Source organism: Cupriavidus sp. H39 (genome assembly GCF_050271075.1).
Taxonomy (GTDB): domain Bacteria; phylum Pseudomonadota; class Gammaproteobacteria; order Burkholderiales; family Burkholderiaceae; genus Cupriavidus; species Cupriavidus necator_B.
In genome coordinates this window covers 1,031,069-1,044,989 of sequence record NZ_CP189846.1, presented here as the reverse complement: position 1 = coordinate 1,044,989, position 13,921 = coordinate 1,031,069, and the positions used below count along the sequence as shown (strand labels likewise).

Below are 13,921 nucleotides of genomic sequence, written 5' to 3'. Positions count from 1 at the left end.
GGAACGCACGCCCGGCTAGGCGGCCATCGCCCGGCGCTCCTCTTCATCGAGCACGGGGCCATCCAGCGTCACGCGCGAATGGTCGGTGCGGAATTTCCGGATGATCGGCTTCAGTTCTTCCTTGACGTGCGCTTCGCTGTATCCGTTGAACAGGTGCCCGAGCAGGCCGCGGCGCAGGTCGGAAGTCCCCATGATGTAGTCGGCGATCGGGAACGTGAGGTTCATGTTGTACTTCATCATGATGCCCATGTTGTGATGCGCGGTGTGGTGGCGCCGGATCGTGTTGATGAAGGGCATGTTGCGCACGAACCAGTTGTCGTGCACATGGCAGCAATAGTGAAAGGTCTCGTAGATCAGGTACTGCGCCACCATCGTGATGAAGACAAAGTAGCCGGCGTTGGCATTGAAGGTCAGCGATGCCAGGTAGCCCAGCCCGCCGCCGCCCACGCCAAGCGTCGCCAGTACGCGCCACGGGAAGAACACGATGCGGAATTCGCGCGTGGTATCGATGGTGGGCTCCTGGTCGGTGAAGTACTGGTGGTGCTGGCGCGTGTGGCGCTCATAGATCGCGCGCAGCGCAAAGACGTTGATGCGGCGGTGCATGACATAGCTGTGCAGGAACCACTCCACGAAATTGCCCGCCAGGAATACCGGCAGGATCAGCGCCCACTCCCAGGTCACGTTGTGCAGCCGCTGGATGGCCCACCACAGCGCGCCGGTGCCGACGCCGTAGATCACTGCGATATGCAGCAAGCCGTTGTAGAGCGGGCTGATATCCGCCTGGTATTGCTCCCTGAACTTGCGTTGACGTTCCGTCATCATGATTGCGTCTCCGAAAACTTGCGCCGCACTAACATATCAGTTGGATATAAAAGTGCGTCGACCCAAAAAATGCCCCTGGGGCCAGGGGCGCCAATGCAGGCGCGGCTGGACGCCGCGCGATCAAACCGTCAATGCGAGACTTCCTCCAGCGCCTTGCCGCGGGTTTCGACGCCCAGCAGCAGCACCACAGCCGCGGCCACCGCAAAGGACAAGGCGCCAAGCGTGAAGACGCCGCCCTGTCCCGCCACCGGCAGCAGCACGCCGACCAGGTAGGGCCCGGCCAGCGAGCCGATGCGGCCGACCGATGAGGCAAAGCCGGAGCCAGTCGCGCGCGAACGCGTGGGGTACAGCTCCGGCGTATAGGCATAGAGCACGGACCACATGCCGAACAGGAAAAACTGCATGCACAAGCCCGCGGCGATCAACTGCTCCACCGGCAACCTGTGCACGGCCGCCTGGCCGTAGGCATACGCGGCCACGGCGCTGCCGACCAGCATCAGCGCGCAGGTGGGCTTGCGGCCCCACTTTTCCAGCAGCCATGCCGAGAAGATGAACCCGGGGATGCCGGCCAGCGAGATATAGACCGTGTAGAGCACGGACTTGGTGACGGCATAGCCGGCCTGCTGCAGCAGCGCACCCAGCCAGGTGGTCAGCCCGTAGTAGCCCAGCAGCGCAAAGAACCAGACCGACCACAGCATGACGGTGCGGCGCGCATAGGGACCGCTCCACAGTTCCATGAAGCGCGCCTTGCGGCTCGGCGCCTGGGTGCCGCCGAAGGTGGCGGACACCGCCGGCAGCGGACGGCCCGAGGCGCGTTCCACGCGCTGCTCGATGCCGGCCATGACCGTGTCGGCCTCGGACTTGCGCCCGACGTCCTCCAGCCAGCGCGGCGACTCGGGCACCATGCGCCGCACCACGAACACGAACACCGCCGGCACCGCCAGCGCGATAAAGATGCCGCGCCAGCCGATCACCGGCAGCAGCAGGTAGGTCAGCGCGCCGGCCACGATAAAGCCGATCGGCCAGAAGCCCTCCAGGATCGCGACATACCTGCCGCGGCTCTTCGCGGGCACGATCTCCGATACCATCGACAGGCCGATCGGAAACTCCATGCCCATGCCGAAGCCGAGCAGCACGCGATAGATCATCAGCGACGTCACGCTGTCAGCCAGCCCGCACATCAGGCTGCCCACGCCCCAGAAGATCATGCTGACCTGGAACACCGGCTTGCGGCCGAAGCGGTCCGCCAGCAGGCCGGCGATCGCGGCGCCCAGGAACATGCCGAGGAAGCTTGAGCTGGCCAGCAGGCCGGCCTGCGCCGCGCTCAGGCCGAATTCGGCCTTGATCGAGCCCAGCACGAAGGTCATCAGGCCCAGATCCATCGAATCGAAAAACCACGCCGTGGCGATGATGCCGAACAGCGAGCGCTGGTAGCCGGTCATCGGCAATCGTTCCAGCCGCGCCGCGATACCCGCTTCCAGCTTGAGGGCGCCTGCAGACATATCCATGGTTGTCTCCTGTGTCAATGAGACGCGCTCTGTGGCGGCGCGCTTTAGTAATATATTAGTTGCACATTGCTGATGTTCAAGTAATGGTTTACCGCCAGGCCAAGTGGCGGCCAGGGCAAACGCGCCGGGAATGCGCGCCGCCCGCGCCCTAAGCCACCCGGCGCTGTGGCCCCGGTGCGCGCGCTTCAGCGGATAGCATGCCCGCCCACGCATTGCGGACAATGGCGTCGTAGCGCGCGGCAACGTCCCGCACCGGGAAGGCTTTGGCCAGCCGCGTGACCGCCAGCGCATCGCGCACCAGCGCGTCGAGGTCGCCCGGTTCGATGCCGCAAGCCTGGAGGGTGGTGGGCAGTCCGACGGACGCCACCAGGTCGCGCAGCGCCCCGGGCACCCGTGCCACCGCGATATCGGGATCGGCCTCAGCGATGTCCAGCAGGCGGGCAATGGCCAGCAACTCGTCGCGGCGCACGTCGCCCAGCGCATCGAGCACATATGGCAGCATCACCGCGTTGGTGGTGCCATGCGACAGGTGCGTCTGGCCGGCGACGGCGTAGGCAATGCCATGCACGGCGTTGAGTCCCGCGCTGCCGTAGGACAGCGCCGCATAGGTGCTGGCGTAGCTCATGCCGATGCGCGCTTCGCGGTCGCTGCCTTCCAGGTAGCTGCGCAGCAGGTATCGGCCGCACAAGCGGATCGATTCGTGCGCGAACAGCATCGTCAGCGCGTTGCGGCCACTGTAGCCCGGGTCTGGTTCGCCGCCGCGATCGAAGCTCGCGGAATCGAGTGTCATGTAGGACTCGATCGCATGGGTCAGCGCATCGATGCCCGCATCCGCAGTGACCCGCGGCGGACAGGTATAGGTGAATTCGGGATCGACCAGCGCCACGGCGGGGCGCAGCCGGTTGTCCATGACCGCCACCTTGGTGGCGTTGTCCGGATCGAGCAGGATCGCGCCGGGCGTTGCCTCCGAGCCCGTGCCGGCCGTGGTGGGCATGGCGATCAGCGGCAGCATGGGCGTACCGGCGTCGATACTGCCAAGGAACGCGTGCACGGGCCTGCCGCCGGGCAGGGTCAGGCACAGCGCCTTGGCCAGGTCGATATTGCTGCCGCCGCCGAGCGCGATGACGTGGTCCACCGGCTGGCCGCCCAGCCGTTCGCGCAGTGCCGCCGTGGCCAAATCGCACAACGTGGTGGTGGGATCGGGCATGCCGCCGTCATAAACCAGCAGCTCCACGTCATGCGCGCGGGCGCCAGCGACGAGTTCGTCGACCCACGGCGTGGCGCCGGTGAAGAACGTGTCCGTCACCAACAGGCCGCGGCGATAGCCGAGCCGGCGCAGCAGCGCGGGAAGCTGGGCACGGCAGCCCGCGCCCATGACCAGCCGCGCCGGGGCGCAAAAATATACGAGGTCTTCCACTCTCATGCTGTCTCCTGTGGGGGGTGGCTGATGGGGATGGGGGGTGCGCGGCTATGCCAGCTGCGCGCGCCAGCGCGCCCGCAGGTGGCTGGCGATCTCCGGCGTGCGTTGCGTCAGCACGCCATGGCCCGCGCCGTGGAGCACCAGCAGTTCGGCATCCGCAATGCCGTTTGCCAGCCTCTCGCCGTGGGCAAGCGGGCAATCCTGGTCGTCGCTGCCGTGGATCACGAGCGTCCGGCAACGCACCTGCCCGAGCGTGCCACGCTGGTCGGTGTGGCGGATCGATTGCCAGGTCCACGCCACGGTGCGATGGTCCGCTGCCTCGCGCAGCCCCAGCCGCCTTTCACGCATGGCAATGGCTGCCAGCAACGCCCCGGGTGGCGCGGGCGCGAACCATTGCACCGCGTTCAGCTGCGGCGTCCCCGAGACCAGCAGCAGCTCTGCAGGCACCGGCTGGCCGGGGTGCTTGCGGACACCGGCAAGATAGGCCAGCGCCACGGAAACGCCCATGCTCCATCCGGCCAGCACGAACGGGCCGCGCACGCAGGTGCAAAGCGTGCGGCGCAACACCTCGGCGCAGGCCTCGAGCGAGCAAGCCTGCGGGTCGGCTGGTGGCATCGCCTTGCCGCGCCCGGGCAGGTTGGGCAGGACGAAGGTGCACCGATCGTCCAGTAGCTCGGCCAACGGCATCCACGCGCCGCGCGTACCCTGGATGCCGTGCATGGCGACCACTGTCACCGGCCCGCGCCCTGTGATCAATACATCATCGTCCGTCATCCCATCTCCGGCACACATCTAATATATTAGTCGCATAGTAGCAGAAAACAGCGCGTGCGCAAGCTTGCAAGGCGCTGTGTACAAAAGCTGCGTACGGCTCATATACAATGGACTTTCCATGCTTCCAGACCCTTGGCCATGAACGCAAGAACTGCCACCCGCCCGCGCGCCACGGCGGCACCCGAGCCTGAAGAGCCTGCCAGCCAGCGCGGCAAGCTGACCGACCTGGCCTACGAGCAGATCGAGGAAGCCATCGTGACGCTGCAGCTGGCGCCGGGCAGCTCGGTATCCGAGCTGCAGCTGAGCGAAATGACGGGGATCGGGCGCACGCCGATTCGCGAAGCGATCCAGCGGCTGGCGCGCGAGCACCTGATCATGGTGCTGCCGCAGCGCGGCTTGCTGATCGCGCCGATCGACGTCGGCAAGCAGCTGCGCCTGCTGGAGACCCGCCGCGAGGTGGAACGCCTGATCTGCCGCAGCGCCGCGCGGCGCGCCACGCCCGAACAGCGCAATCACTTCAAGCGGCTGGCCAAGGAGTTCGAACAGTCGTCACGCAACGGCGACGATGTCGCGTTCGTCCGCGCCGATCGTGAATTCAACGAGCTCTGCCTGGTGGCGGCGCGCAATGAATTCGCCGACGGCGCCATGCGGCTGATGCACGGCCTGTCGCGCCGGTTCTGGTACCTGCACTACAAGGAAGCCGCGGACCTGCCCACCATGTCGAAGCTGCACGCCGCCGTGGCCTCGGCTATCGCGCGCGGCGAAGTCGACGGCGCCGGCGCTGCGCTCGACGCGCTGCTGGACAATATCGAGGAGTTCACGCGGGCCACGGTCCTGGGCGACTATCGTTAGGCCGCCTGGGGGGCACCGTGATCAGCCTGCCCGCGCCATGCCGTACGCAAGCGGTATCCAGGCCGAGAGGCCTGCCGGTGCGGACCTGGTGCCCTGTTTTACAATCTCGCCGGCTAGCATCGAGGAGCATCACCGAATGACAAATTCGCTGCATGAGCGGCAGCCTTGCCGCGCGCGGAGGTCCTGACATGGCCGGCTCAAGCTTGCTGGTATTGATCGACGACATCGCCACCATCCTGGACGATGTCGCCATGATGAGCAAAATGGCGGCCAAGAAGACCGCGGGCGTGCTCGGCGACGACCTGGCGTTGAATGCGCAGCAGGTCAGCGGCGTCAGGGCGGAGCGCGAGCTGCCGGTGGTATGGGCGGTCGCGCTGGGGTCGATGCGCAACAAGGTGATCCTGGTGCCGGCGGCGCTGGCGATCAGCGCCTGGGCGCCCTGGGCCGTGGTGCCGTTGCTGATGGTAGGGGGCGCGTTCCTTTGCTACGAAGGCTTTGAAAAACTGGCCCACCGGTTCCTGCATAGCAAGGCCGAGGACGCCGCCCATCACGCCCGTGAAATCCAGGCCATGTCGGACGCCGTCGTCGACGTGGTAGCTTTCGAGAATGAGAAGATCAAGGGCGCGGTCCGCACCGACTTCATTCTTTCGGCGGAAATCATCGTGATCTCGCTGGGCACCGTCGCCAACGCGCCCTTCGGCCAGCGGCTCGCGGTCCTGTGCGCGATCGCGGTCATCATGACCGTCGGCGTCTATGGCCTGGTGGCTGGCATCGTGAAGCTCGATGACGCCGGGCTTTATCTCAGCCAGCGGTCGTCCGCCGCGCTCAGCTGGCTGGGCCGGGGCTTGCTTCGGCTGGCACCGTTGCTGATGAAAACCCTGTCGGTTGTCGGCACGGCAGCGATGTTCCTGGTGGGCGGCGGCATCCTGATGCATGGCATCCCGGCCATGCACCACCTGACCGAAGCCGCGGCCCTGGCCGTGGCAGCGGTGCCGGCCATCGGCGGCGTGCTGGCGGTGCTGGCCCCGGTGCTGATTGATGGCCTGGCCGGCATCGTCGCCGGCGCGCTGGTGCTGGCTGTGGTCAGCGTGGTAAAGGCCGGCATGCGAGCGTTGCGCCCTTCGGCACGCTAGACGCGGCAAGGGGAGCTCCCCAGCGGGGGGTTCCCGACCCCCACGCATCGCCGCGCAGCCGGGCAGGAGATTGCGCGCCACGTAGACCCGCGCGCGCAACCAGCATTTTTTTCTGAATTCCCTATCGAATTCAGCAACAAATGTCCCTCCGATCTGATTAACCTGCCCGCTATTTTCCGTTTGCAGCGCCCAACCGGCGGGCGATCGATCGCGACGCCTGTCAGCGGCGCCCTTGCGGATTGCTCGCCGCAGTCCGCAATCCGGCCTCACCCACGGCCCCATGCAAACGTGAAAATCCGCAGCCCGCGCCAGCCTCACAAGGGCCGGCGCGGCCATTCAGATGACACGGAGACAACGACACATGAGTGCAAGCGCAGAACATCTGCAACGCGGCCTGGGCGAACGGCATATCCGGCTGATGGCGCTGGGATCGGCCATCGGCGTGGGCCTGTTCCTGGGCGCGGGCAATGCCATCAAGATGGCCGGCCCCGCCATCATGCTGGCCTACCTGATAGGCGGCGCGATGATTTTCCTGATCATGCGCGCGCTGGGCGAGATGGCCGTGCACAACCCCGTGGCCGGCTCGTTCTGCCGCTACGCGCAGGACCACATGGGCCCGCTGGCGGGCTACCTGACTGGCTGGAACTACTGGTTCCTGTGGCTGGTGACCTGCGTCGCCGAAATTACGGCCGTGGCGATCTACATGGGCATGTGGTTCCCCGACGTGCCGCGCTGGATCTGGGCGCTGGCCGCGCTGGCCGCGATGGGCTCGGTCAACCTGATGGCGGTCAAGGCCTATGGCGAGTTCGAGTTCTGGTTCGCGATGATCAAGATCGTCACGATCGTGCTGATGCTGTTCGGCGGCGGCGCGATGATCGTGTTCGGCTTCGGCAACGGCGGCGTTGCCACCGGTATCTCGAACCTGTGGGCGCACGGCGGCTTCATGCCCAATGGCGCCTCGGGCGTGCTGATGTCGCTGCAGATGGTGATGTTCGCCTATCTTGGGGTCGAGATGATCGGCCTGACCGCCGGCGAGGCACGCAATCCGAAGAAGTCGATTCCGGACGCGATCAACTCCGTGTTCTGGCGCATCCTGATCTTCTACGTCGGCGCGCTGTTCGTGATCCTGGCGCTGTACCCGTGGAACGAGATTGGCGCGCAGGGCAGCCCGTTCGTGCTGACCTTCGAGCGCCTGGGCATCAAGACCGCCGCCGGCATCATCAATTTCGTGGTGCTGACCGCCGCGCTGTCGTCGTGCAACGGCGGCATCTTCAGCACGGGGCGCATGCTGTACAACCTGGCGCAGCAGGGCCAGGCGCCGGCGGCTTTCGCCAGGGTCGATCGCAACGGCGTGCCGCGCCGCGCGCTGCTGGTGTCGATCGCCGCGCTGCTGGCCGGCGTGCTGCTCAACTACCTGGTGCCGGAGAAGGTGTTCGTCTGGGTGACCGCGATCTCCACCTTCGGCGCGGTCTGGACCTGGGCCATCATCCTGGTTACCCAGATCCAGTTCCGCCGCGGGCTGGCGCCGGCGGCGCGCAAGGCGCTGGCGTTCCGCATGCCGTTCTGGCCGTATGGCTCGTATCTCGCGCTGGCCTTCCTGGCGCTGGTGGTGGCGCTGATGGCCTGGTTCCCCGATACCCGCGTGGCGCTGTACGTGGGCCCGGGCTGGCTGGTGCTGCTGACGGTGTGCTATTACGCGCTCGACATGCGCTCGCGCGGGCCGGTCAGCTACCGCGCCTGAGCCGGCGTCAACGTGGCGCGCCGAGGCGGCGTGCGCCGCGCCGCGCGCCTCGCTACAATGGCCCCCGGGCAATCCATCGCCAGGGGGCCGAATGTCCGAGACGTCCGATACCACCGATCCGGCTGCGGCGCGGTTGCGCGGCAGCGCCGCGCAGGCCTGCGCCGCGACCGCCCTCAGCCCCGAACAGGCCGAACAGGCCGATCACGCCATGCGCCACTGGACCGACCCCACCCCCGGGCCGGTGCGCATCGGCTCTGCGCGGCACCTGCAGCTGTTCTGCAACATGCTGCTGCAAACCCACAACCCCTACAAGCCCGCCGTGATCGACTGGCCGGCGCTGGCGCCGGAGGCGCTGCATCGCGTCACCTCGCTGCCGATCTGGGATATCGCCGTGCAGACCGAGGGGCGCGCCTCGATCCGGGTCCAGACCTTTGCCGAAACCGTCAGCGACCCGCTGCTGCGCCGCGCGCTGGAAATGGACGGCGCCGAAGAGGCGCGCCACAAGGTGGTGCTGTCCAAGCTGGTCGAGGCCTACGGCATCGCGCTGGCGCCGGAGCCGGACTACCCGCCGCCGCGCGATCCCGAATGGGGCTGGCTGGTCACGGGCTACAGCGAGTGCATCGACAGCTTCTTCGCTTTCGGCCTCTTTGCCGCGGCCAGGCGCTCCGGCTTCTTCCCCGCCGAGCTGGTCGAGACCTTCGAGCCGGTGATCCAGGAGGAAGGCCGGCATATCCTGTTTTTCGTCAACTGGGCCGCGTGGTACCGGCGCAACCTGCCGTGGTGGCGCCGCCCGCTGTTTGCGCTGAAGGTAGCGCGGGCATGGGCTTTCCTGGTCTGGGAACGGCTCGGCATCGCCCGCGGCATCGACGCCGACGGCGTGGCGCAAGATGCCAACTTCACCCTGAACGGTTCGGCGGCGCTGGGCGAAGCGCTGACGCCGGGCGCGATGATCGGGCTGTGCCTGGCCGAGAATGACCGGCGCATGGCCGGCTACGACGCGCGCCTGCTGCGCCCCGTTACCGTGCCGCGGCTGGCCCGGCTGGCGCGGCGCTTGGTGAAATAGGGGCCATCCATGCGCATCGCCATGGCGCTGTCGCTGCTGTCGCTCGCAATCTGGGCCGTGCTGCTGTTCGGGCGCGCCGGATTCTGGCGCGTGCGCAAGCCGCCGGCCGCGCCGGCGCCGGCGCACTGGCCCGAGGTGGTCGCCATCATCCCCGCGCGCGACGAGGCGGATGTCATCGGCAGCGCGGTCGCGGGGGTGCTGGGCCAGCGCTACCCCGGCCGGCTGGCGCTGGTGGTGGTGGACGACCACAGCGAGGACGGCACGGCCGATATCGCCCGCGCCGCCGCGGCCACCACCGCGCGCCCCCACGCGCTCACCGTGATCGGTGCGCGCGAACTGCCGGCCGGCTGGAGCGGCAAGGTCTGGGCCCAGTCCGAAGGCCTGGGCGCCGCCGATCGCCTCGCAGCGCAGGCGCGCTATGTCTGGCTGACCGATGCCGATATCCGGCACGGGCCCGGCGTGCTGGCCGCGCTGGTCGCGCGCGCCGAGGCGGAACGGCGCGACCTGGTCTCGCTGATGGTGCGGCTGCGCTGCGAATCGGCGTGGGAACGGCTGGTCGTGCCCGCCTTTGTCTTTTTCTTCGCCAAGCTCTACCCGTTCGCCCGCGTGCGCGATGCCCGCAGCCGTGTTGCCGCCGCGGCCGGGGGCTGCATGCTGGCCAGCCGCGCGGCGCTGGCGCGCATCGGCGGCTTTGCCGCGATCCGTGGCGAGCTGATCGACGACTGCAGCCTGGCCGCGCGCATCAAGCCCGGCGGCGCGATCCGGCTGGATCTGGCCGACGACAGCGTGTCGCTGCGGCCCTATGACAGCTGGCGCAGCCTGTGGGACATGATCGCGCGCAGCGCCTATACGCAGCTGCGCTATTCGCCGCTGTGGCTGGCGGGCGCGGTCGCCGGCATGGTGCTGACCTACCTGGTGCCGCCGGTGCTGGCGCTCGGCTGGCGGCTGTGGCCGGCCTGGCTGGCGTGGGCCGCGATGGCGCTGGCCTACCTGCCGATGCTGCGCGAGTACCGGCAGCCCTGGTGGCTGGCGCCGCTGCTGCCGGTGACGGCGCTGTTCTACCTGGGCGCAACCCTCGACTCGGCGCGGCGCTACCGGCTGCGGCGCGGCGGGCAGTGGAAGGGCCGGACGCAGGCGCCGGTGCGATCCTGAGCGCGCCGCCGGACCCGGTGCGGCCGGATCAGGTTCGGCCCAGGTATCCGTGCGCGCGGAACCAGGCCAGCGCGTCGCGCAAGCCCTCCTGGTACGGCCGCGGCTGATACCCCAGTTCCTGGCGCGCCTTGTCCGAGGTGAAGAACATCCGGTAGCGCGACATATTAAGTCCGTCGACCGTCAGGAAGGGCTCCTTGCCGGTCAGCCGCGCCGCCGCTTCGGCCCCGTAGGCCAGCGGATACAGCGGCCAGCGCGGCAGCTGCAGGGTTGGCGGGCGCCGGCCGCACAACTGCGCGATATCGCGCAGCATCTGCTGCAGCATCACGTCCTGCCCGCCCAGGATATAGCGCTCGCCGGTGCGGCCGCGCTCCAGCGCCAGGAAATGCCCGTTGGCGACGTCGTCCACATGGGCCAGGTTGAGCCCGGTATCGACAAAGGCCGGGATCTTGCCGGTGGCGGCCTCGACGATGATGCGGCCGGTCGGCGTAGGCCGCACGTCGCGCGGGCCGATGGGCGTGGACGGGTTGACGATGACCGCAGGCAGGCCGTGCTCGGCCACCCGTTGTTCGACCACCCGCTCGGCCAGTACCTTGCTGCGCTTGTAGGCCCCGATGGCCTCGTGCGGACGCAGCGCCGCGGTCTCGTCCACCGGCGCCTGCGCGCCGGCGACGCGCAGCGTCGCCACGCTGCTGGTGTAGACCACGCGCTCCACGCCGGCCCGCTGCGCCGCCTCCATCACCGCCAGCGTGCCGTCGACGTTGGTGCGCACGATGTCTTCCGGGTCGCGCGCCCACAGCCGGTAGTCGGCGGCCACATGGAACACGTAGCGCACGCCCTGCAGCGCCGCGGCCACGGCGGCGGCGTCGCGCATGTCGCCCTGCGCCACGGTCACCGGCAGGCCGGCAAGATTGGTGCGGGGGCTTTGCGGGCGCACCAGCACGCGCACGCGCCAGCCGCGCAGCAGCGCCTGGCGCGCCACCGCCGATCCCAGGAAGCCCGCTGCACCGGTCACCAGCACGTCATCGTTTTTGGTCATCAGCCCGTTGTCCTGTAAGGCGGCATCGCCGGGGCCGGCCCTGCGCCGATCATGGCGGCTCCAGACAAAGCCGGCGTGTCGGGTATATAGTAACCACCGTGCGAGGAAAATGTGATCCGTGGTGGATCTCCGGTGGGTCTGGCTGGATACCGGCACCGTTTTCCGTTGCGCGATCCGAAACACTGAAACCCGTAGCAAATGGGTCGGGGGCCTAGTCCATGCAGGTGATTCTTGCTCAGCCCCGGGGCTTCTGTGCCGGCGTGGTGCGCGCGATCGAGATTGTCGACCGCGCCCTCGTGAAGCACGGAGCGCCGGTGTTCGTGCGGCATGAGATCGTGCATAACAAGCACGTCGTCGAGGGACTGAAGGACAAGGGTGCGCGTTTCGTCGAGGAACTCGACCAAGTGCCGGCCGGCGCCGTGACCATCTTCAGCGCGCACGGAGTTTCGCGCGAGGTCGTCGCCGAGGCCAGCCAGCGCCAGCTGCATGCCATTGACGCCACCTGCCCGCTGGTGATCAAGGTCCACACCCAGGGCCGCCAGTACGCCGCCAGCGGCCGCACGGTGATCCTGATCGGCCATGCCGGCCACCCCGAGGTCGAAGGCACCATGGGCCAGATCCCCGGCAAGGTGATTCTGGTGCAGAACGAGGCCGACGTCGGCAAGCTCGACCTGCCCGACGACACCCCGGTCGCCTACGTCACCCAGACCACGCTGAGCGTGGACGACACCCGCAATATCATCGCCGCGCTCGGACGGCGCTTCAGTAACCTGGTCGGCCCCGATACGCGCGATATCTGCTACGCCACGCAGAACCGCCAGAGCGCGGTGCGCGACCTGTGCAAGCTGGCCGAGGTGATCCTGGTGATCGGCGCGACCAACAGTTCCAACTCCAACCGCCTGCGCGAGATCGGCACCGAAAGCGGCGTGCCCAGCTACCTGATCGCCGAAGGCAGCGAGCTGGACCCGGCGTGGGTGCGCGGCGCCAACGTGGTCGGCATCACCGCGGGCGCCTCGGCCCCCGAGGCCATGGTCGAAGACGTGATCGCGGCGCTGCGCCGGCTGGGCCCGGTCGAGGTCAGCACCATGGCCGGGCGCGAGGAGCATGCCGAATTCCGGCTGCCAGCCGAGCTGGCCGACGTGAAGCCACCTGCGGCACCGCGCCAGCCCGGCACGGACGCCGCGCCGGCCCCCGCCAACGAAAACATTGCAGGCTGAACCAACCAGAGGAAGCTGTCGTGGCCATTCCGCTCCTGCAGGTTGCCCGCGTGGGCGCCTATATCGTCGGCAAGCACCTGTCGCGGCAAAAGCGCTATCCGCTTGCGCTGATGCTCGAACCGCTGTTCCGCTGCAACCTGGCGTGCTCGGGCTGCGGCAAGATCGACTACCCCGATCCCATCCTGAACCAGCGCCTGTCGGTGCAGCAGTGCCTGGAGGCGGTCGATGAATGCGGCGCCCCGGTGGTGTCCATAGCCGGCGGCGAGCCACTGCTGCACAAGGACATGCCGCAGATCGTGCAAGGCATCATCGCCCGGCGCAAGTTTGTCTACCTGTGCACCAATGCGCTGCTGATGGAAAAGAAGCTGGACCAGTACCAGCCCAGCCCGTATTTCATCTGGTCGGTGCACCTGGACGGCGACCGCGAGATGCATGACCGCTCGGTGTGCCAGGAAGGCGTGTACGACCGCTGCGTCGAGGCGATCCGCGCGGCCAAGGCACGCGGCTTCCGCGTCAATATCAATTGCACGCTGTTCAACGATGCGCAGCCCGAGCGCGTGGCGAAGTTCTTCGACTCGGTCAAGGCGCTGGGCGTCGATGGCATCACCGTGTCGCCGGGCTATGCCTATGAGCGCGCGCCGGACCAGCAGCACTTCCTGAACCGCGGCAAGACCCGCCAGCTGTTCCGCGACATCCTCAGCCGCGGCCGCGCGGGCAAGAACTGGGCGTTCAGCCAGTCGACGCTGTTCCTGGACTTCCTGGCCGGCAACCAGACCTACCACTGCACCCCGTGGGGCAACCCCGCGCGCACGGTATTCGGCTGGCAGCGCCCGTGCTACCTGGTGGGCGAAGGCTATGCCGCCACCTTCCGCGAGCTCATGGACGAAACCGACTGGGACGCCTACGGCACCGGCAACTACGAGAAATGCGCCGACTGCATGGTGCACAGCGGCTACGAAGCCACCGCCGTGGCCGACACCTTCGCCCATCCGCTCAAGGCGCTCGGCGTCAGCCTGCGCGGCGTGCGCACCAGCGGCCCGATGGCGCCCGACATTGCGCTGGACCGGCAGCGGCCGGCCGAATACGTGTTCTCGCGCCACGTCGAGATCAAGCTCGAGGAAATCCAGCGCGCCAAACCGCCCGCCAACAAGCCAGGGCCGGCCAAGGCGCAAGCCAGCGCGGTCACGCACTGAACCCATTGCG

The 13,921-nt window shown here is 68.0% G+C and carries 12 protein-coding genes; 7 read left to right on the top strand and 5 right to left on the bottom strand.

The window, feature by feature from the left end; genetic code table 11:
• Positions 1–15 precede the first annotated feature (15 nt).
• The 4 genes from ACOCMH_RS05240 to ACOCMH_RS05225 all read right to left on the bottom strand — a co-directional run bounded on the left by ACOCMH_RS05240 (position 16) and on the right by ACOCMH_RS05225 (position 4,524).
• Complete coding sequence (locus tag ACOCMH_RS05240) at positions 16–822, bottom strand: fatty acid hydroxylase family protein (RefSeq protein ID WP_427308105.1); 807 nt, start codon at positions 820–822, stop codon at positions 16–18.
• 128 nt (positions 823–950) lie between these two features.
• A complete protein-coding gene (locus ACOCMH_RS05235; RefSeq protein ID WP_427308104.1) occupies positions 951–2,330 on the bottom strand; it encodes an MFS transporter in 1,380 nt (459 codons plus the stop codon).
• 148 nt (positions 2,331–2,478) lie between these two features.
• Positions 2,479–3,753 (bottom strand): iron-containing alcohol dehydrogenase, encoded by a 1,275-nt coding sequence (locus tag ACOCMH_RS05230; protein WP_427308103.1) that lies wholly within the window; start codon positions 3,751–3,753, stop codon positions 2,479–2,481.
• A gap of 45 nt (positions 3,754–3,798) precedes the next feature.
• Positions 3,799–4,524 carry an alpha/beta fold hydrolase gene (locus tag ACOCMH_RS05225; RefSeq protein ID WP_427308102.1) on the bottom strand — a complete coding sequence of 242 codons (726 nt, stop codon included), beginning with the start codon at positions 4,522–4,524 and terminating at the stop codon, positions 3,799–3,801.
• Between the two features lie 138 nt (positions 4,525–4,662).
• Between ACOCMH_RS05225 and ACOCMH_RS05220 the strand changes: the two genes are divergently transcribed.
• The 5 genes from ACOCMH_RS05220 to ACOCMH_RS05200 all read left to right on the top strand — a co-directional run bounded on the left by ACOCMH_RS05220 (position 4,663) and on the right by ACOCMH_RS05200 (position 10,465).
• A complete protein-coding gene (locus tag ACOCMH_RS05220; protein WP_427308101.1) occupies positions 4,663–5,376 on the top strand; it encodes a GntR family transcriptional regulator in 714 nt (237 codons plus the stop codon).
• Between the two features lie 188 nt (positions 5,377–5,564).
• Positions 5,565–6,509 carry a DUF808 domain-containing protein gene (locus tag ACOCMH_RS05215; RefSeq protein ID WP_427308100.1) on the top strand — a complete coding sequence of 315 codons (945 nt, stop codon included), beginning with the start codon at positions 5,565–5,567 and terminating at the stop codon, positions 6,507–6,509.
• Positions 6,510–6,870: 361 nt separating this feature from the next.
• On the top strand, positions 6,871–8,250 hold the full coding sequence (locus ACOCMH_RS05210) for an amino acid permease (protein WP_427308099.1): 1,380 nt from the start codon (positions 6,871–6,873) through the stop codon (positions 8,248–8,250).
• Between the two features lie 91 nt (positions 8,251–8,341).
• Positions 8,342–9,313 (top strand): ferritin-like domain-containing protein, encoded by a 972-nt coding sequence (locus ACOCMH_RS05205; RefSeq protein ID WP_427308098.1) that lies wholly within the window; start codon positions 8,342–8,344, stop codon positions 9,311–9,313.
• A gap of 9 nt (positions 9,314–9,322) precedes the next feature.
• The gene (locus tag ACOCMH_RS05200) at positions 9,323–10,465 is read left to right on the top strand and encodes a glycosyltransferase (protein ID WP_427308097.1); all 1,143 of its coding nucleotides are present in this window, start codon (positions 9,323–9,325) and stop codon (positions 10,463–10,465) included.
• A 28-nt stretch (positions 10,466–10,493) separates the two neighbouring features.
• Here ACOCMH_RS05200 and hpnA read toward each other — a convergent pair whose 3' ends face one another.
• On the bottom strand, positions 10,494–11,501 hold the full coding sequence (gene hpnA, locus ACOCMH_RS05195) for a hopanoid-associated sugar epimerase (protein WP_427308096.1): 1,008 nt from the start codon (positions 11,499–11,501) through the stop codon (positions 10,494–10,496).
• Between the two features lie 218 nt (positions 11,502–11,719).
• Between hpnA and ispH the strand changes: the two genes are divergently transcribed.
• Positions 11,720–12,718, top strand: coding sequence for a 4-hydroxy-3-methylbut-2-enyl diphosphate reductase (ispH, locus tag ACOCMH_RS05190; protein WP_427308095.1), 999 nt, complete (start codon positions 11,720–11,722; stop codon positions 12,716–12,718).
• A gap of 20 nt (positions 12,719–12,738) precedes the next feature.
• Positions 12,739–13,911, top strand: a complete 1,173-nt coding sequence (gene hpnH, locus ACOCMH_RS05185; protein ID WP_427308094.1) for an adenosyl-hopene transferase HpnH — start codon at positions 12,739–12,741, stop codon at positions 13,909–13,911.
• Positions 13,912–13,921: the final 10 nt, after the last annotated feature.

Bases quoted from the DNA above. Each gene is read 5' to 3' on its own strand.
- ACOCMH_RS05210 (WP_427308099.1), top strand. From the start codon at position 6,871: ATGAGTGCAAGCGCAGAACATCTGCAACGCGGCCTGGGCGAACGGCAT.
- ACOCMH_RS05230 (WP_427308103.1), bottom strand. From the start codon at position 3,753: ATGAGAGTGGAAGACCTCGTATATTTTTGCGCCCCGGCGCGGCTGGTC.
- hpnA (WP_427308096.1), bottom strand. From the start codon at position 11,501: ATGACCAAAAACGATGACGTGCTGGTGACCGGTGCAGCGGGCTTCCTG.
- ACOCMH_RS05215 (WP_427308100.1), top strand. From the start codon at position 5,565: ATGGCCGGCTCAAGCTTGCTGGTATTGATCGACGACATCGCCACCATC.
- ACOCMH_RS05240 (WP_427308105.1), bottom strand. From the start codon at position 822: ATGATGACGGAACGTCAACGCAAGTTCAGGGAGCAATACCAGGCGGAT.
- ACOCMH_RS05205 (WP_427308098.1), top strand. From the start codon at position 8,342: ATGTCCGAGACGTCCGATACCACCGATCCGGCTGCGGCGCGGTTGCGC.
- ACOCMH_RS05225 (WP_427308102.1), bottom strand. From the start codon at position 4,524: ATGACGGACGATGATGTATTGATCACAGGGCGCGGGCCGGTGACAGTG.
- ACOCMH_RS05235 (WP_427308104.1), bottom strand. From the start codon at position 2,330: ATGGATATGTCTGCAGGCGCCCTCAAGCTGGAAGCGGGTATCGCGGCG.
- ispH (WP_427308095.1), top strand. From the start codon at position 11,720: ATGCAGGTGATTCTTGCTCAGCCCCGGGGCTTCTGTGCCGGCGTGGTG.
- ACOCMH_RS05220 (WP_427308101.1), top strand. From the start codon at position 4,663: ATGAACGCAAGAACTGCCACCCGCCCGCGCGCCACGGCGGCACCCGAG.
- ACOCMH_RS05200 (WP_427308097.1), top strand. From the start codon at position 9,323: ATGCGCATCGCCATGGCGCTGTCGCTGCTGTCGCTCGCAATCTGGGCC.